Source organism: Thomasclavelia saccharogumia DSM 17460, assembly GCF_000686665.1.
Taxonomy (GTDB): Bacteria; Bacillota_I; Bacilli_A; order Erysipelotrichales; family Coprobacillaceae; genus Thomasclavelia; species Thomasclavelia saccharogumia.
Genome location: NZ_JMLH01000030.1, coordinates 13057 through 33213, shown reverse-complemented (window position 1 = coordinate 33213; position 20157 = coordinate 13057). Strand labels below are relative to the sequence as shown.

The window sequence follows — 20157 nt, the reverse complement described above, 5'->3', positions numbered from 1 at the left end:
CTTACTCACCCGTTCGCCACTCGGACATTACTGCCCGCGTTCGACTTGCATGTATTAGGCACGCCGCCAGCGTTCATCCTGAGCCAGGATCAAACTCTCCATTGTCTCTTTATCTTTACAATCTTTCGTTTGTTTAGCTCTTCTTTTTCTCTTCTTTGACGTGTGTTTCTTAATTCTGTTTAGTTTTCAATGATCTCTCCGGCTCCTTTCGCCGACTTACTCATCTTACACTCTTTTCTCTTTTTAGTCAATCTTTTTTTTGACTTTTTTTCTCCTCTTTCGGGCTTCTCTCACCCTTCTCTTGAGCGCTTCCTTAATTTACCATATCTCTCCCTCTTTGTAAATACCTTTTTCGCCTTTTTAAAAATCTTAAGTAAAATATTAAATTTCACTTTAAATAATTCAAAAGTAAGCGTCAAATAGCTTACATTCAAAACAGAAATAAATCTGGTACTCATCCTCATTAAAACTTACTCTTATAATGCCTATAATAATGTGGCTAATATTGCTTTTATTCAGATACTTAAATTTTTTTCTTCGCTATTCGCCATAAAAATAAAATAGATATCGTTTCCGTTTTGAATTAGTTATACGATGTATTTTTGGCCATAATCTGTTTATCAGAAACATTAAAACCCTAAAAACAAATAGAAGAAACAGATTTATTTTAGCTAATGTGCAAAAAATATATGATAGTACTCAAAAGACAAAGTGTCCTCTTTTATGATTCAATAGTATCTTATTAAAAGCAAGTTTTAAAAATACACAAAGGGAATTGATATAGATAAATATTAATCGTACGTTAAAATTCCATCTTCTTAATAAAATTATTCATACAAAAAAGAGTATCAAAGGACATAGAGCATATACAATACATTAAATGAAATTTAACCTTCATGCTAGGTTTCATTCTTCCTTACTCCTTACATTATTTATCTGTTTTTAGATTAAAAATATTTCTGATAAAAAACCATCCCTAAAACAAGAGATGGAATTACTAAATCTTATTAACCAATTTTTTTATAAACATCAATAAATTCTTGTGCCAAATCAATAACAACCAATGCTGTCATTAAATGATCTTGGGCATGTACCATTAATAAATTTAACGGTGACTTTTCACCACGAATTTCAGCTTGAATTAATTCTGTTTGTGAATGATGAGCTTCATTTACTGTTTCTTTAGCAGCTTGTAAAGATTCATCTGCCTTTTCTAAATCACCAGCTTTAGCATACTGAATAGCTTCAATCGCAGAACTACGAGCGCTACCGCTGTTTACAATTAGATTAATTACTATCTGTTCTTGTTCATCCATTTCGATTTCTCCTTATAACAACAAATTTTCAGAAATATATCTGCCCTTATATTATACCCAACTGCCATATCATTTTCAAGCGGTTTCAATGATTTTCAAAACGTAAAGAAAATTCCAATCATACCAATATTTTCATCTAAATATAGCTTGTCACATTAATTATTAATAAGTCTTTTCATCTTTTCTAACTTATAATTAATATATAGAATTCTATGCTTTAATTATTTTTTATTAAACAAAACTCATAATCTTATGTGCAAAAAATATATTTTCTATAAATATAAAAAATTCTGAACTTAAACAAAAAGGAAATCATTACGATTCCCTTTATGATTTAATTTGATATATTATTCAATAATATCAGAAATATTTCCAGAACCTACAGTTCTACCACCTTCACGAATTGAGAACTTAGTTCCTTTTTCAATTGCGATTGGTGCAATTAATTCTACAGTTAATTCAACATTATCTCCTGGCATAACCATTTCTACACCTTCAGGTAATTGAATTACACCAGTTACATCAGTAGTTCTGAAATAGAATTGTGGTCTATAGTTAGCAAAGAAAGGAGTATGACGTCCACCTTCATCTTTAGTTAAAATATACACTTGAGATTTGAATTTTTTGTGTGGATTAACTGATCCTGGTTTAGCTAAAACTTGTCCACGTTGGATTTGATCACGGTTAATACCTCTTAATAAAACCCCTACGTTATCTCCTGATTCAGCATAATCTAATAATTTACGGAACATTTCAATACCAGTAGCGACTGTATTTTGAGTTTCATGGATACCAACGATTTCAAGAGGATCGTTTAATTTTAATTGTCCACGTTCAACACGACCAGTAGCAACAGTACCACGTCCAGTGATAGTAAATACATCTTCTACAGGCATTAAGAATGGTTTATCTGTATCTCTAGTTGGAGTTGGAATATAAGTATCTACAGCTTCCATTAATTCATGAATAGCTGGAACCCATTTTGGATCTCCTTCCAAAGCTTTTAATGCAGAACCACGGATAACTGGAGTGTCATCACCTGGGAAATCATATTCGCTTAATAATTCACGAACTTCCATCTCTACTAAATCTAATAATTCTTCGTCATCAACCATATCGCATTTATTTAAGAATACGATAATATAAGGTACACCTACTTGACGAGATAATAAGATATGTTCTCTAGTTTGAGGCATAGGACCATCTGTTGCAGCAACTACCAAGATAGCCCCATCCATTTGTGCAGCACCAGTGATCATATTTTTGATATAGTCAGCATGACCTGGACAGTCAACATGTGCATAGTGACGAGTAGCTGTTTGATACTCAACGTGTGCAGTATTGATTGTGATACCACGTTCTTTTTCTTCTGGAGCAGCATCAATTGAAGCATAATCCATAGCTTCTGCTTGCCCTTCTTTTGATAAAACTGTTGTAATAGCAGCAGTTAAAGTTGTTTTACCATGGTCAACGTGACCAATAGTTCCGATATTTACATGCGCTTTAGAGCGGTCAAATTTTTCCTTAGCCATTTAAGGTTCCTCCTAATTTATATTTTTGTACATATACATTCTAATTTATTTATTTGAAAAAATCAATAAGATTTTAATCAGTGCTAATCGTTTCCACCGTTTTTCTTAATAATCTCTTCTCTAATAGATTTTGGTACAGGTTCATATCTATCAAATCTCATCGTATAATTACCTCGACCTTGAGTAAATGAACGTAAATCTGTCGCATAACCAAACATTTCTGATAAAGGTACAGATGCTTGAACAGAAATAGCATTTCCTCTTTCTTCTTGTCCTTCAATCATACCACGACGTGAAGATACGTCACCCATAACACTACCTAAATATTCAGCTGGGGCAACAACTTCCACAGCCATAATTGGTTCCAAAATAACTGGAGCACATTTTTTACCTGCAGCTTTAAGTGCTAAACTAGCAGCTACTTTATAAGCCATTTCTGATGAATCGACATCATGGTATGACCCATCAAACAATGTAGCTTTAACATCTAAAACTGGATATCCAGCAATCATACCTGTCTCTAGAGCATCTTCTAGACCCACTTTAACTGAGTTGATATATTCTCTAGGTACAGCACCACCAACAACTGCATCAACGAATTCAAATCCTTTACCTTCATTAGGTTCAAATTTAATCCATACATGACCATATTGCCCACGACCACCTGATTGTTTAACATATTTACCTTCACAATCAGCTGCTTGAGTAATTGTTTCACGATAAGCAACTTGTGGAGCTCCTACATTAGCTTCCACTTTAAATTCTCTTCTTAAACGATCAACAATTACATCTAAGTGCAATTCCCCCATACCAGCAATTACAGTATCACCTGTTTCAGGATTTGTATAAGTCTTAAATGTTGGATCTTCTTCAGCTAATTTTGCCAATCCTGAACCAAGTTTATCTTGATCTTGTTTTGTTTTTGGTTCAATAGCAAGTTCAATAACTGGTTCTGGGAATTCCATTTTTTCAAGAATAACGAAATTCTTTTCATCACAAATAGTATCACCAGTTGTAGTATTTTTAAAACCTACTGCTGCAGCAATATCTCCAGCATATACAGTACTAATTTCATTACGTTTGTTAGCATGCATTTGAAGAATACGTCCTAAACGTTCTTTTTTGTCTTTTGTTGAATTTAATACATAACTTCCAGCTTCAGCAGTTCCTGAATATACACGGAAGAATGTTAATTTACCTACAAAAGGATCAGCCATGATTTTGAAAGCTAACGCTGCAAATGGTTCTTCATCAGAAGCATGTCTTTCAATTTCATTTTCATTTTCATCAACACCTTTAATTGATGGAATATCAGTAGGTGCAGGTAAGAAATCAATAACCGCATCCAACATTGGTTGAACACCTTTATCTTTATAAGCAGATCCACATAATACTGGGAATAATTCAACTGCTAAAACCCCTTTACGGATAGCTGCTTTGATTTCATCTTCTGTTGGTTCTTCACCTTCTAAGACTTTCATTAATAAATCATCATCATAAGTTGCAGCAGAGTCTAACATTTTAGCACGATATTCTTCTGCTTGAGCCATATATTCTTCAGGAATGTCTTTATAAACAACGTTTTCACCTTTATCCCCTTCAAAATATACTGCTTTCATTTTAATTAAATCGATAACACCTTCAAATGTATCTTCAGCACCAATCGGTAATTGAATAGCTACACCATGAACTCCTAGTCTCTTATCTAATGATTCTAAAGACATAATAAAGTCAGCTCCAGTAGCATCCATTTTATTACAGAATACAATACGAGGTACTCCATAAGTTGTAGCTTGACGCCAAACTGTTTCAGTTTGTGGTTCAACACCAGCTTTAGAGTCTAATACAGTCACGGCACCATCTAATACACGTAAAGAACGTTCAACTTCTACAGTGAAGTCAACATGGCCCGGTGTATCGATAATATTAACACGATATCCATTCCATTGAGCAGTAGTTGCTGCAGATGTAATTGTGATACCACGTTCTTGTTCTTGTTCCATCCAGTCCATTTGAGAAGCCCCTTCATGAGTTTCTCCGATTTTGTGGATTTTCCCTGTGTAATAAAGAACACGTTCAGTTGTTGTTGTTTTACCAGCATCTATATGAGCCATGATTCCTATATTACGAGTTTTTTCTAACGAGAATTCACGAGACATAATTCTTCTCCCTTCTTAATTTTTAGTTGGATATTACCAACGGAAATGAGCAAATGCTTTATTAGCTTCTGCCATTTTATGTGTGTCTTCTTTCTTTTTAACAGAAGCACCAGCTCCATTAGAAGCATCAATGATTTCGTTAGCTAAACGATCAACCATTGTATTTTCATTTCTCAAACGAGAATAATTGACTAACCATCTCAATCCTAAAGTCATTCTTCTTTCTCCAGAAACCTCTACTGGTACTTGGTAGTTTGCACCACCAATACGTCTGACTTTAAGTTCAAGAACTGGCATAATATTGTTGATTGCTTGATCAAAAACTTCCATTGCTGGATTTCCAGTTTTTTCTTCTACTTTTTTAAATGCATCATATAAGATGTTTTGCGCTACACCTTTTTTACCATCAAGCATAATGTTGTTGATTAATTTAGATACAGTTTTAGAATTATACACTGGATCAGGTAGAACGTCTCTTTTAGCAACTTGACCTTTTCTTGCCATTTAATTTTCCTCCTATACTTGATTTTAAGCTTTTGGTTTTTTAGCACCATATCTTGAACGGCCTTGTTTACGATTGTTAACTCCAGCACAGTCCATAGTACCACGTACAATGTGATAACGAACCCCTGGCAAATCCTTAACACGACCACCACGAATTAAAACAACACTATGTTCTTGTAAGTTATGTCCAATTCCTGGAATATATGCAGTTACTTCCATACCATTTGATAATCTAACACGGGCATATTTACGTAAAGCTGAGTTAGGTTTTTTAGGTGTCATGGTAGCAACACGAGTACAAACACCACGTTTTTGAGGTGAATTAGTTATTGTTGGTTTTTTAGCTAATGAGTTAAATCCTCTGTTTAACGCTGGTGATTTTGATTTTGTAGTTTTGTCGGTACGACCTTGTCTTACTAATTGATTAATAGTAGGCATTACTTTTCTCCTTTCTTCCATATTCAAACACACAATACCGGGTGTTTCATATTTCGTAATAAACAACGCGCTCCATAACGAGCACCGTAAATCATAATAATCTATTTGCTTGTTTATGTCAACATATTTTTTATTTTTTTTATAATAATTATTGAAATTATTGAAATTATTGAAAACAAGCAGGATTATCCTGCTTGTTCTATCACTTCATTATCCTCAGGAGCAATTTCTGATCCATTAATAGATTCATCAACTGTTTCCTGACTTGCAGCAAAAGCGTCTTCAGCCTCACGTTTTAAAGTTTCAGGAGATTTCAAAGGTCCTCGAAGTCCTGTTCCAGCTGGCAATAATTTTCCAATTAAAACATTTTCTTTCAATCCTTTTAATAAATCTTTTTTTCCTTTAATTGATGCATCAGTTAAAATCTTTGTAGTTTCTTGGAATGAGGCAGCAGACAAGAAAGATTCTGTTTCAAGTGAAGCTTTTGTAATTCCAAGTAATACTGGTCTTGCAACAGCAGGATGTCTACCAGATTTCAAAACATCGCGGTTTAATTCTGTAAATGCATTGACATTAATATTAGTGCCAGGTAGACATCCAGTATCGCCACCTTCTATCACTTTCATCTTTCTTAACATTTGTTTAACAATAATTTCAATATGTTTATCGGAAATTTCAATTCCTTGAATACGATAAACCTTTTGAACTTCTTTAATAATATAATTTTCAACTGCTTCAACATCAGCAACTGATAACAATTCTTTTGGATCGATAGATCCCTTTGTAATCTTATCACCAATATTGATATGATCACCAACTTCAACTCTAATTTTAGCACCATATGGAGCTAAATAACTACGTGTTTCCAAATCATTAGTAACCACAACTTCTATTCTTCCAGCATTATCAATTAAATTAGTTACCTCACCTTCAATTTCACTAATAATTGATTTTGCTTTTGGATTACGAGCTTCAAATAATTCTTGAATACGTGGTAACCCTTGTGTAATATCAGCACCACCAGCTACTCCACCGTCATGGAAAGTACGCATTGTAAGCTGGGTACCAGGTTCTCCAATTGATTGAGCCGCCATAATTCCTACTGCTTCACCAAGTTCAACAACATCTCCAGTAGCTAAGTTACGACCATAACATTTTCGGCAAATACCACCTTTAGCACTACATCCAAGAACCGAGCGAATTTCAACTTCTTTAATATCAGCATTAACAATATCATCAGCTATCGCTTCTGTAATCAACTCTCCTCCAGCGACAATTAATTCGCGAGTTTCTGGATGAAAAATATCTTTTTGTGAAAAACGTCCTACTAAACGATCTCGCAATGGTACAATAACTGATTTATCATCATTATTGTATAACTCTGTAACAATAAATCCACGATCTGTTCCACAATCTTCTTCAGAAATAATTACTTCTTGTGCAACATCAACTAAACGTCTTGTTAAATAACCTGAATCGGCAGTCTTTAATGCTGTATCTGTAGATCCTTTACGAGCACCATGGGTAGAAATAAAGAATTCTGATGCTGTTAACCCTTCTCTAAACGAAGATTTGATAGGTAACTCAATCGTTTCTCCTTTTGGATTAGACATTAATCCACGCATACCAACTAACTGTGTAAAGTTTGATAAAGATCCACGGGCCCCGGAATCTGACATGATGAAGATTGGATTTCGATCATCAGCTTCAAATTCTTGACGAACGACTTCTTGAACTTCATCTTTGACATCTGTCCATAATTTAATAACATTTTGATATCTTTCAGATTCTGTTAATTTACCCTTATTATAGAACTTTTTGATTTGTTCAAGCTTTTCATCAGCTCTTTCAAAAATTTCATATTTTGCATGAGGAACCTGAATATCATATACAGATACAGTTGTTCCCGCAATAGTTGAATAATAGAAACCTTGATCTTTTAACTTATCAAGCATCAAACTAGTATCTGACATCGCTTGATGTTTAAATACTTCATCAATTATTTTTCCTAAAGATTTCTTATTTAAAGGCTTAATAATTGGCTGCTTTTTGATATGTTCTTTGATATTTGTTCCCATTGGTACAAAATACTTATCTGGTGTTGCAATTAAATTTTCACTACTTGGATCATTGATAAACGGGAATTGTCCATCAAAGATATCATTAAATAGAATCTTACCAACAGTCGTAATTAAATAACATTTATTTTGAGCTTCTGTAAATGTACTATTATTCAAAGCAGAGGCTTTAATTGCCACTCTCGTATGCAATCCAACTGTTTTTGCAAAATAAGCATGATCAACTTCATTACGATCAGCAAAAACAGTACCTTCACCAATACCATCTACATCCTCTAAAGTTAAATAATAATTACCTAATACCATATCCTGAGAAGGCGTAACGATCGGCTTACCGTCTTTAGGTCCCAAGATATTATTTGACCCTAACATTAATTGACGTGCTTCTTGAATAGCCTCTTCACCTAATGGTACATGGACAGCCATTTGGTCACCATCAAAATCAGCGTTAAATGCTGGGGTAACCAATGGGTGTAGACGAATTGCTCGTCCTTCAACTAACTTTGGCTCAAAAGCCTGGATTCCTAATCTATGAAGAGTAGGTGCACGATTCAATAATACTGGATGCTGCTTGATAACCTCTTCTACGATTGGCCAAATGCGATCATCCATTTTTTCAATCAATCTTTCAGCAGCTTTAATATTAGTTGCCAATTGATCTCTTACCAATCCGTTGATTACAAACGGTTTGAATAAATTTAGTGCCATTTCACGAGGAATACCACATTGATACATTTTTAAATCTGGACCGACTGCAATTACAGAACGCCCTGAATAATCGACACGTTTACCAAGCAAGTTTTGACGGAAACGTCCTTGTTTTCCTTTTAAAGTATGGCTTAATGATTTTAAGGCACGTCCCCCAGCTCCAGTAATTGGTTTAGAACGACGTCCGTTATCAATTAATGCATCTACAGCTTCCTGTAACATTCTCTTTTCATTTTGAACAATGATAGATGGAGTCCCTAATTCTAATAATTTCTTTAAACGATTATTACGAGTAATAACTCGACGGTATAAATCATTTAAATCAGAAGTAGCGAAACGCCCTCCATCCAATTGTAACATTGGCCGTAAATCTGGTGGTATTACAGGTAAAGCTTCTAAGATCATCCATTCTGGTTGATTTTCTGAAGATCTAAAAGCTTCTATCGCTTCTAATCGTTTCAATAATTTTGTTCTCTTTTGTCCTTGAGCCTCTTTTAATTCTTTACTTACTTTTTCAAATTCAGCATCAAGATCCACTTGTTTTAATAACGTTTGGATTGCCTCAGCACCAATCTTAGCTTCAAAAGCATGCCCAAATTGTTCAAAACATTTACGATAGTCTCTTTCAGATAATACCTGCTTATATTCTAAAGGCGTACTTCCCTTATCAATAACTACATAAGATACAAAATAAATAATTTCTTCAAGCTGTTTTGGTGACATATCAAGAATAAGTCCCATTCTTGAAGGAATCCCTTTTAAATACCAAATATGGGCAATAGGTGTTGCCAATTCAATATGTCCCATTCTTTCACGACGAACAGCTGATTTAGTTACTTCAACACCACAACGGTCACAAACTACCCCTTTATAACGTACTTTTTTGTATTTTCCACAGCTACATTCCCAATCCTTTGAAGGCCCGAAAATTCTTTCACAAAACAATCCATCCTTTTCTGGTTTTTGAGAACGATAGTTTATTGTTTCTGGCTTTTTTACCTCACCATAAGACCATTCGCGAATCTTTTGAGGAGAAGCTAAACCAATTTGAATTGCTGAGAATTTATTTGTATTTGCCATCTCTATTCCTCCTATAATGATTCACTTTCTTCAATATCATTTTCTTCGAAGTCACTAACTTCAAAGTCATTTTCATCACATACTTCACAATCTTCATCAACTTCTAAATCATCTTCAATGATTTCTTCATCAACTTCATCTTTGGTATTTGGTGTTTCAATCACTTCATCTTTATTGATACTGCGAGGGAAACGATGCTCTTCTTCTTCAATATTGCGCATATCTACTTCATTATCATTTTCATCTAATAAGCGAATATCCAAAGCTAAAGCTTGTAATTCTTTTTTTAATACTCTGAAAGATTCAGGTAATCCCGGTTCCGGTAATGGCTGTCCTTTAACAATCGCTTCATAAGTTTTAACACGTCCAACAACATCATCAGACTTAACCGTTAAAATCTCACGCAATGTGTATGCTGCTCCATATGCTTCAAGAGCCCAAACTTCCATTTCTCCAAATCTTTGTCCACCATTTTGAGCTTTACCACCCAATGGCTGCTGCGTTACTAATGAATATGGTCCAACAGAACGAGCATGTAATTTATCATCGACCATGTGAGCCAATTTAATCATATACATAATTCCAACTGAAATATTATTATCAAAATATTCACCAGTACGTCCAGAAATTACTGGCTGTTTTCCATCTTTAGACATACCTGCTTCAGCCATAATATCTTCAAGATCATTTGGATGTAAACCATCAAAAGCTGGTGTTGCAATATATAGACCTAATTGCCGAGCAGCATATCCTAAATGTAACTCAAGCACTTGTCCAATATTCATACGAGAAGGAACCCCTAATGGATTTAACATGATATCTAAAGGTGTCCCATCCTCTAAATGCGGCATATCTTCAATTGGTAATATTCTTGAGATAACCCCTTTATTACCATGACGTCCTGCCATTTTATCTCCTTCAGAAATTTTTCTTTTTTGTACTATATATACTTTAACTACTTTATTTACGCCTGGCTGTAATTCATCGCCATTTTTTCTTTCAAATACTTTAATATCATGAACAATTCCAGCTCCACCATGCGGTACTCGTAATGAATTATCTTTAACTTCACGAGATTTTTCTCCAAAAATAGCTAACAATAATTTTTCTTCAGCAGAAAGTTCAGCTTGTCCTTTAGGTGTTACTTTACCAACTAAAATATCTCCTTCTTTAACTTCTGCCCCAATCATAATGATACCATCACTATTTAAATTTTTACGAGCTTCATCACCAACATTAGGAATATCACGAGTAATTTCTTCAGGCCCTAATTTGGTATCACGACATTCGATTGCATATTCATCAATATGAATCGAAGTATAAACATCCTCTTTAACTAGTCTTTCTGACATTATAACCGCATCTTCATAATTATATCCGTTCCATTCCATGAAACCTACTAATACATTTTGTCCTAAAGCCAACTCGCCTTGTTCCATTGCTGGACCATCTGCGATTACTTGTCCTTTTAGTACTTTTTCCCCAAGATCTACGATTGGCTTATGATTAATACATGTTCCATTGTTAGAAATTTTGAATTTTGCTAAACGATAGCGATGTTCTACTCCTTCATTATCTTCAACAATAATTTTCTTAGCATCAACATATTTAACTATTCCATCTTCACGGGCTACTACCGCAGCTCCTGAATCACGAGCAGCCTGATATTCCATTCCTGTCCCAACATATGGTGTATGGGGATTTAATAAAGGCACTGCTTGACGTTGCATATTAGCTCCCATCAATGCACGAGTTGCATCATCGTTTTCAAGGAATGGGATACATGAAGTTGCAACTGATACGATTTGTTTTGGTGAAATATCAATAAAATCAACTTCTTCACGCTTAGCCATAATATTCTCACCTAAATGACGAGCAATAACCTGGTCATCTAAAATAGTTCCGTCTTTATCAGTTTTTACATTTGCTTGAGCAATAATATAATTTTTTTCTTCATCAGCTGTTAAATAGCGGACATCACCTTCATCAATAACACAATTATTAACTTTTCGATATGGTGTTTCAATAAAACCATATTGATTGATCTTAGCATATGATGCCAAAGTTGAAATCAACCCAATATTTGGACCTTCAGGAGTTTCAATCGGACAAATTCTACCATAGTGAGAAGCATGAACGTCACGAACTTCATATCCAGCTCGATCACGGCTTAATCCCCCTGGCCCTAATGCTGATAAACGTCTTTTATTTGTCAATTCAGCAAGTGGATTTATTTGGTCCATGAATTGAGATAATTGTGAAGAAGAGAAGAATTCTTTAATAGCTGCTGTCAATGGTCGAATATTAGTCAATGACTGTGGTGTGATTGAATCAACTTCAGACAAAGACATTCTTTCCTTAACAACTCTTTCCATTCTTGATAAACCAATTCTAAATTGATTTTGAATCAATTCTCCTACTGAACGCACACGACGATTACCTAAATGATCGATATCATCTAATAAACCAATTCGTGCCATTAAATTAACACGATCTTCAGCAGTTAAATCTAAAGAATTGTATATATCAACTAAGTTAAACATATATGAATATGCTGCAATCATATCAGAAATTGTAACAAATTTACTATTTAAAGATAAATCCGTCCCAATTACTCTCATTTTTTTACTCTTTGTGTCATCAACATACACATCTAGCACTTGAATAACACCATTTGATTCTAATCTAGGGTTGGTATTAAGTTCACGCGTATGGGCACCAGCTTCAAGTACTGGTTTTATTACATCTATAATTTCTTGAGTAATCAAAGTTCCTTCTGGATATACTATATCACCATTAATATCTACTAAATCTTGGGCTAAAATACGTCCCGAAATACGATCTAAAAGACTTAATTTTTTCTTGAATTTAAAACGTCCTGCCTTAGCTAAATCATAACGTTTACAATCAAAAAATTTCGCAAATAATAAGTTATTAGCCCCTTCTAATGTAGCAGGTTCTCCAGGTCTTAATTTATTATAAATCTCAATCAAAGCTTCTTCCATATTTGTTGTATTATCTTTAGCTAAAGTATTCATAATAAACTCATGTTCACCAAAAACATCGATAATTTCATCGTTACTAGATAATCCTAAAGCTCTTAATAATACCGTTCCTGGCATCTTTCGGTTACGATCGATACGTACGTTTAAAACATCCTTAGCATCATTTTCAAATTCTAGCCAAGTTCCTCTTGATGGTATAATACTACCATTAAATACAGTTTTACCACTCTTATCTAATGCATCAGCAAAATAAGCACCAGGTGAACGAACTAATTGTGATACAATAACACGTTCAGCCCCATTGATAATAAAGGTTCCAGAATCTGTCATTAATGGGAAATCACCCATAAATACTTCTTGTTCCTTAATTTCACCAGTAGCTGAATTAACTAAACGTAAAGATGCGCGAATTGGAGCTGCATAATTTGCATCACGATCTTTACTTTCTTCAACTGAATATTTTGCTTCATCAAATGTACAATCTACAAATTCTAACGATAATGTCTCATTAAAGTTAGTGATTGGGTAGATATCTTCAAAAACTTCCTTAATTCCAACTTCTTTAAACCACTTATATGAATTTGTTTGAATCTCAACTAAATTTGGAAGTTCTAAAGATCCACTAATTCTTGAATAATTCCGACGAGTAATTTTGCTCTTTGCTTTGGTTATTTTACTTTCCACGTATTAATTCCACCCCTTTATTTTTCTCTATCATCATGTTTTAGAGCGCGTAATAGCGCTTGATTTTAAACATTAATAGGCATTTTAATACTCTATCACAAGGATATTTTAAAGTCAATAACTTTTTTGTCTTTTTTAAAAAAACTATTGACAAATAAAAAACATTGATTATTGCCTAATAATCAATGTTTTTACATCCATCCTTAACAATTAACAGCCTTTAAAATATAATACCCTTTATCTTTTTTTACTACATTTACATTTTTAAAAACTGTTTCCAAATTCTTTTTTGCTGAAGGAGCCCCTTGTTTCTTTTGGATAACTACCCAAATCTCACCATTTGGATTTAAATGTTCTTTGGCATCAACCAAAATTTTTGTTACAATTTCCTTTCCCGCTCTAATCGGAGGATTCGTAACAATCAAATCATATTTATCTTTAACATTATCATAAACATTACTCAAAAATACATTTGCATCCAACTTATTTATCTGTAAATTTTTTTTTGCAAGAGATAACGCCCGCTCATTTACATCAACCATATCAATTTGTAAAAATGGATAAATACTTTTTAAAGCCACACCAAAAGTCCCATAACCGCATCCAACATCTAACAAACTTCTTTTACTCTCATCAATAATTATTGCATCCAACAGCACCCTTGAACCAAAATCAACCATTTTTTTTGAAAAAACCCCATTATCACTAATAAATTTCAATTCTTTATCACGATAAAAAAAGCTAAATTGTTCAGGAGCACTTACCAAATCTTCATTATTAGTATAATAATGTTTCATATTTCCTCCAAGATAAAAGAGCCCTTGAGGGCTCTTATTAGTTAAACTAATTATTTAACTTCAACAGTTGCTCCAGCAGCCTCTAATTTTTCTTTAATTTCAGCTCCTTCAGCAGCAGGAATGTTTTCTTTAATTACAGATGGTGCTTTGTCAACTAAACCTTTCGCATCAACTAATCCTAATCCTGTAATTTCTCTTACAGCTTTGATTACAGCAACTTTAGTTCCACCAGGAGCAGTTAATGTTACAGTAACGTTAGCTGGTTCACTAGATGTTTCTTCAGCTCCAGCAGCAGCTACAGCTACAGGTGCAGCAGCAGTTACATCAAATTTTTCTTCAATTGCTTTTACTAAATCATTTAATTCTAAGATTGTAGCTTCTTCTAAATAAGCTAAGATATCTTCATGTGTTAATTTTGCCATGTTTATTTTCCTCCAATTTTATTTAGCTGATTATTCAGCTGTTTCTTCTTTAGTTTCTTCACTAGCTGCAGCTTCTACTGGTGCAGCTTCTTCTGTAGCTTCTGCAGTGCTTCCGTTTTCTTTAGCCTCTGCAACAGCTTTTACTACGCGCGCAAATTTGCTAACTGGTGCCTGTAACATACCAAGCAACATAGAGTACATACCTTCACGGTTAGGTAATTTAGAAATTTCTTTAACTTCATCAACATCTAATATTTTACCTTCAACCACAGCTGCTTTAATTACTAAAGCTTCATGATCTTTAGCAAATTTTGCAAGTACTCTTGCTGGTGCTACAGCATCACTGTTACCAAATGCAATTGCGTTTGGTCCTGTTAATTGGGCATTAAGTCCTTCATAACCAGTTGCTTCAGTTGCTCTACGAACCAATGTATTTTTATATACTTTGAATTCAACATCTTCAGCACGTAAATTTCTACGTAATTCTGTAACTTCTGCTACAGATAATCCACGGTATTCAACTACTACTGCAGATTGAGCTTCTTTTAACTTAGCAGCGATTTCTTCGACTAATGCGCTTTTTGCTTTAATTGCTTCTGCTGACATTGTCACACCTCCTATAATTTTCTATATATGCAACAATATACTCAAACTAAAACTCTCGTAAAACGAGAGTCAAAGTTAATATATATAATATATTTCTTTAACACCTCGGTAACAAATTAAGGTTTCCCAGTTACTGTCTTGGGTATATTGATTGCGACTAATTAATAGCTACTATTTAGCAGCTGATACTTTAATGCTAGGTCCCATTGTAGATGAGATAGCAATATTTTTCATATAAATTCCTTTTGAAGTAGAAGGCTTGATTTTTACCAATAAATCATAGATAGCATTAAAATTTTCTACTAACTTTTCATTATCGAATGATACACGTCCAATAGTTAATTGAACATTACCTTCTTTATCAGTACGATAAGTTACCTTACCAGCTTTAGTTTCTTTAACAGCTTTAGCAACATCCATAGTTACTGTTCCTGTTTTAGGGTTAGGCATTAATCCTTTAGGCCCAAGAATACGACCTAATTTACCTAATTCAGCCATCATATCAGGAGTAGCGATCATAACTTCAAAATCTAACCATCCTTTTTTGATGTCTTCTAAAATTTCTTTACCACCAACAACATCAGCTCCAGCATCTTTAGCTTCTTGTGCTTTAGCTCCTTCAGTAACAACTAAAACTTTTTTAGTTTTTCCTGTTCCGTTTGGTAATACTAATGCCCCACGTAATTGTTGATCTGCTTGACGAGGATCTACTCCTAATCTAAATGCAACATCTACAGCAGCATCAAATTTAACTTTACTTGTTTCTTTTACTAATGCAACTGCTTCTTCGATTGAATAAGCTTTACCTTTTTCAATTAATTTAGCAGCTTCTTGATATCTTTTACTTTTCTTTGCCATTACTTTTCCTCCTTAGTGGTCTAACGGATTATCCTTCCACAAATGACGATAATTCTCTATTTTTTAACTATGCTTCAACTTCAACGCCCATATTACGAGCAGTACCAGCAATAATTTTCATTGCTGATTCTAAATCGTTAGCATTTAAGTCTGGCATTTTGTATTCAGCGATTTCTTTTAATTTATCAGCTGATAACTTAGCAACAGTAGTAGTTCCAGCATTGCTTGAACCTTTTTTGATTCCACAAGCTTTCTTAATCATTTCAGCTGCTGGTGCAGTTTTCAATACGAAACTAAAATCTTTATCTTCATAAACAGTTAAGACAACAGGTACAGTCTCACCCATACGATCTTTAGTTTGGTCATTGAACGCTGTACAGAATTTAGGCATTTGGATACCTGCTCCAGCTAATGCTGGACCTGGTTTAGCTCCCCCAGCAGGGAATTGAATCTTCATAACTCTTACAACTTTTTTACTCACGTGACATAACCTCCTATATAAAATTTGTCCGTGCTGTGGTCAAATGGACAGTGTCCTTCCACGCATAGTAACACATATTGCGTCACTTACGAATTATACATTAATATTTGATAAATGCAACACTTTTTTTAATAAAACAAAAAAATAAAACCTATAAAAGGTTTTATATAATAATTCAAATACTTTTAAATGCACTATTTTAACTCTTTGACCTTTACTTTTACCTTTTGCTTTTGATTACAGTTACCCGTAAAAACTCCTTTATCAATAATACAATCATTATAATCCCTTCCATGAGCCAGTTTGAAATAATCTTCATTTACTATCCGATCGTTAGTAGGATCTACTCCAAACCAAAAACCTTTATAAAACACTTCAACCCAAGCATGAGTTGCCCCTTCGCCCACCATCATTCCTGCTACATACCGCGAAGGAATACCATGATATTTCAACATGCTTAACATAATGTGAGTATAATCTTGACAAACACCTTTTTTTAAAGCAAACGCATTTATTGCATTAGTATATATATTAGTAACCCCCGGCGCATAGGTCATTTCTTGATAAATTAAATGCATCAATGCAATCGCATAATCTTTATAATCATCTATATTTATTTTATCAGCAAAATTTTTAATATTTTGATCTGCCATCGTTAATTTTGTTTCATATTTATATATGGGATGAAAATAATCACTTTCAGCCAAAGGAACTGAACTTGTAACGATTACTCCTCTTACTCTAAAAGTAAAACTTTTATGCTTTTTCAATGAACTTCCTACATAAATCAAATTTCCAAATCCATCATGCATTCGAGAAACTAAATCCGTAGGGAAAATTGAATACGCTACCGATTCAACACGTTGATACATCCCATCTTTTGGAACACAACGCAACTGAAACTGTTGATTAGAGATAAAATCATCAAACTCTAAAATCATCTCATATTCAAAGCTTAATCTTTTAGTCATTTTGCACCATAAACAATATATTTAAGTTATTTAATTGTTGAATATAATCCAAATGATCCTTTGATATCTCTTTATCAAATTCAAACTCATTTAAACCATCTAAATGATATAATTTTTTAATTTTATCAACCTGATCAACTAATCGACAGATACTCTTTTCTAAAACATCTTTTGAACATTGTAAACGATAATAAAGATCCACTCTTTCAGCATATTTACCACATTTAATAATATTGCGACTTCCTTCTTCAACTGTTTCTTCAATACTCCCCCAAAACGCATATATATTATCTTGTACTTTTTGCAGCTCTAAAACTGGTGCATCAGAAAATTCCATTCTCTCAAAAATATTAATTGATAATTGAATATATGATAAACTTTCTGAACTTATTTCATCTCTTAATATAATCGCATTATCATATGCTCTTGACAAATTTGTCACGATTGAATCAGTATTATCTTTATCAAATAAATAAGATATTATAAAATGAGCATCATTAAAATAATTATCTTCAATTTCCAAGCATCGACAATATTCTTTATATATTTCCAAATCACCATCTATCATCTTATCAAATAAACGCTGATAGTTAATAATACCAGTAAAAACCCTTTCAATATATCTTCCTAACCAATATAAATTATTTGATTTTTCTAACGTAATAGCACCCATGTATCTTTAAACCCTCCTCCTTGTGAAGAATTAACAACAAATGAACCTTGTTTCTTCGAAAATCTTGTCAATCCACTGGCCCATACCTTTGTTTTTTCACCTGATAATACAAACGCTCTTAAATCTGCTTTTCGCAAAACTACTTTACCTTCTTCACTTACTTCCAAATCAATAAAATCAATTATTTCCTGTGCAATAAACCGCCGTGGTTTTTCTAAAATTTCTTGTTTTAAAGTTTGTAATTCTTTTTCATTTAAATCCGCCCCAAAAACAACTCCATAACCACCAGCTTCCGAAACATCTTTTATCACTAACTTATCTATATTTTTTAGAATATAATCTCTATCCTTTTTGTAATACGCTAAATAAGTTGGTGCATTTTTTAAAATAGGCTCTTCTTTTAAATAATACTCAATCATTTTAGGAACGAAATAATAAATTCCTTTGTCATCGGCTACCCCATTGCCTGGTGCATTGATAATCGCTACATTACTTGCCCGATATACTGACATCAGATTAGGAATCCCAATCACCGATTCTGGTAAAAATGTCATCGGATCAAGATATTCATCAGAAACTCTACGATACAATGTGCCAACTTTAACTTTTAAACCTACTCGATTCTTATAAAACAATAAATTATTTTCAACTACCAATTCATTAGGCGTTGCTAGAACAGCACCCGTTTTTTCAGCTAAATAAGAATGCTCAAAATATGCCGAATTATATCTTCCCGGTGTTAAAATTACATTGATTCCATCGCAATTTACATAATTCATCGTCTCTTTTAACAATGTTGCATAATCTCGATTGTCAACAATTTCATTCTTTTTAAACGTCATCGGAGAAGCACGTCTAGTTAACTCTCTTGCAATCATTGGATAACTTGCTCCAGAGGGAATTCGTAAATTATCCTCTAAGACATACCATTGTTTATCTTTACTCTCAACTAAATCAATACCGGAAATATGACTAAATATTCCTTTAGGCGGTAAAATACCATTACACTCATGTAGATATCCTTTTGAAATAAAAATAAACTCTTCAGGAATAACACCATCTTTAACTATAGATCGTGTAGTATAAATGTCTTTTAAAAATAGATTTAAAGCGTCTACTCTTTGAATCAACCCTTTTTCTAAATAAGCAAATTCCTCTGCTGTGATTACCCTTGGAATTGCATCAAATGGAAAAAACTGTTCATGAAACTCATTATTTTTATAGATACCAAATTTAACCCCATATCTTTTTAATAACTCATTAATATTTTTTTCATGTTTCACTAACTCTTGCATATATCTTCCTCCAAACAAACATTATCATTTTGATAATATTTTATTATCATAATAATATAATATGTTTGCTGGATTGTCAATTTATTATTAATTTTTTCATCACTAATAAATAATTATAACAAAAAATCCTCTGAAACGAGGATTTTTATAAGTCGATTTCTGTTTTCCATAAGCCATGAAGATTACAATGCTCATAAACTGTAGCTTTTCCTTTTTTACCAGCAATATCAAAACTAGCCTCTGGCTGATCATTTGAAGTTAGTGTGACCCTCAAAATATTACCAGTTTCAAACTCTACCCAAATATTACTAATAAAATGTTCTGGGGTCATAGGATGACTTACATCACCTACTGATACTTTTAACTTATTACCATCAACATTCACTACTGGTAAATGTTTTTCAACAGCAGCATCTACTACTCCTGCTTCGATTACTTCCATTTTTTTACCGCAACACATTAATGGTACCCCATGATCATCAATCATCTCAACAACATTTCCACAGATAGGACATTTCAATAGTTTCATCTTCAATCCTCCTTTCGTTTT

16 protein-coding genes, 1 rRNA gene and 1 other annotated feature are annotated in these 20157 nt (G+C 33.4%); all 17 genes read right to left on the bottom strand.

Annotated elements, in window-relative coordinates; genetic code table 11:
- A 16S ribosomal RNA gene (locus BR82_RS0108155) occupies positions 1-105 on the bottom strand; the annotation flags it as partial.
- Positions 106-1007: 902 nt separating this feature from the next.
- The gene (locus BR82_RS0108150; RefSeq protein ID WP_024722190.1) at positions 1008-1316 is read right to left on the bottom strand and encodes a PTS lactose/cellobiose transporter subunit IIA; all 309 of its coding nucleotides are present in this window, start codon (positions 1314-1316) and stop codon (positions 1008-1010) included.
- Positions 1317-1663: 347 nt separating this feature from the next.
- Positions 1664-2848, bottom strand: coding sequence for an elongation factor Tu (gene tuf, locus BR82_RS0108145; RefSeq protein WP_027089793.1), 1185 nt, complete (start codon positions 2846-2848; stop codon positions 1664-1666).
- A gap of 83 nt (positions 2849-2931) precedes the next feature.
- A complete protein-coding gene (gene fusA, locus BR82_RS0108140; RefSeq protein ID WP_027089792.1) occupies positions 2932-5007 on the bottom strand; it encodes an elongation factor G in 2076 nt (691 codons plus the stop codon).
- Between the two features lie 33 nt (positions 5008-5040).
- On the bottom strand, positions 5041-5511 hold the full coding sequence (gene rpsG / locus BR82_RS0108135) for a 30S ribosomal protein S7 (RefSeq protein WP_003539656.1): 471 nt from the start codon (positions 5509-5511) through the stop codon (positions 5041-5043).
- Positions 5512-5535: 24 nt separating this feature from the next.
- Complete coding sequence (gene rpsL, locus BR82_RS0108130) at positions 5536-5949, bottom strand: 30S ribosomal protein S12 (protein WP_024722187.1); 414 nt, start codon at positions 5947-5949, stop codon at positions 5536-5538.
- Between the two features lie 185 nt (positions 5950-6134).
- The gene (gene rpoC / locus BR82_RS0108125; RefSeq protein WP_027089791.1) at positions 6135-9815 is read right to left on the bottom strand and encodes a DNA-directed RNA polymerase subunit beta'; all 3681 of its coding nucleotides are present in this window, start codon (positions 9813-9815) and stop codon (positions 6135-6137) included.
- Positions 9816-9826: 11 nt separating this feature from the next.
- On the bottom strand, positions 9827-13504 hold the full coding sequence (gene rpoB / locus BR82_RS0108120) for a DNA-directed RNA polymerase subunit beta (RefSeq protein ID WP_027089790.1): 3678 nt from the start codon (positions 13502-13504) through the stop codon (positions 9827-9829).
- Between the two features lie 203 nt (positions 13505-13707).
- Positions 13708-14301, bottom strand: a complete 594-nt coding sequence (locus BR82_RS0108115; RefSeq protein WP_027089789.1) for a class I SAM-dependent methyltransferase — start codon at positions 14299-14301, stop codon at positions 13708-13710.
- A gap of 50 nt (positions 14302-14351) precedes the next feature.
- The gene (gene rplL / locus BR82_RS0108110) at positions 14352-14723 is read right to left on the bottom strand and encodes a 50S ribosomal protein L7/L12 (protein WP_027089788.1); all 372 of its coding nucleotides are present in this window, start codon (positions 14721-14723) and stop codon (positions 14352-14354) included.
- 30 nt (positions 14724-14753) lie between these two features.
- Positions 14754-15329: a 50S ribosomal protein L10 gene (gene rplJ, locus BR82_RS0108105; RefSeq protein ID WP_027089787.1), complete on the bottom strand. Its 576-nt coding sequence runs from the start codon at positions 15327-15329 to the stop codon at positions 14754-14756.
- 37 nt (positions 15330-15366) lie between these two features.
- Positions 15367-15490 (bottom strand) — a sequence feature (ribosomal protein L10 leader region).
- Between the two features lie 10 nt (positions 15491-15500).
- Entirely contained in the window at positions 15501-16187 is a 687-nt protein-coding gene (gene rplA, locus BR82_RS0108100) for a 50S ribosomal protein L1 (RefSeq protein WP_027089786.1), read from the bottom strand.
- Positions 16188-16254: 67 nt separating this feature from the next.
- Positions 16255-16668, bottom strand: a complete 414-nt coding sequence (rplK, locus tag BR82_RS0108095; protein WP_027089785.1) for a 50S ribosomal protein L11 — start codon at positions 16666-16668, stop codon at positions 16255-16257.
- 194 nt (positions 16669-16862) lie between these two features.
- Complete coding sequence (locus BR82_RS0108090; RefSeq protein WP_027089784.1) at positions 16863-17639, bottom strand: transglutaminase family protein; 777 nt, start codon at positions 17637-17639, stop codon at positions 16863-16865.
- Positions 17632-18312 carry an alpha-E domain-containing protein gene (locus BR82_RS0108085; protein WP_027089783.1) on the bottom strand — a complete coding sequence of 227 codons (681 nt, stop codon included), beginning with the start codon at positions 18310-18312 and terminating at the stop codon, positions 17632-17634. The genes BR82_RS0108090 and BR82_RS0108085 overlap by 8 nt, the downstream gene beginning before the upstream one ends.
- The gene (locus BR82_RS0108080) at positions 18294-19607 is read right to left on the bottom strand and encodes a circularly permuted type 2 ATP-grasp protein (RefSeq protein WP_027089782.1); all 1314 of its coding nucleotides are present in this window, start codon (positions 19605-19607) and stop codon (positions 18294-18296) included. The genes BR82_RS0108085 and BR82_RS0108080 overlap by 19 nt, the downstream gene beginning before the upstream one ends.
- Positions 19608-19752: 145 nt before the next feature.
- Complete coding sequence (locus BR82_RS0108075) at positions 19753-20136, bottom strand: desulfoferrodoxin family protein (protein WP_027089781.1); 384 nt, start codon at positions 20134-20136, stop codon at positions 19753-19755.
- Between the last annotated feature and the right edge of the window lie 21 nt (positions 20137-20157).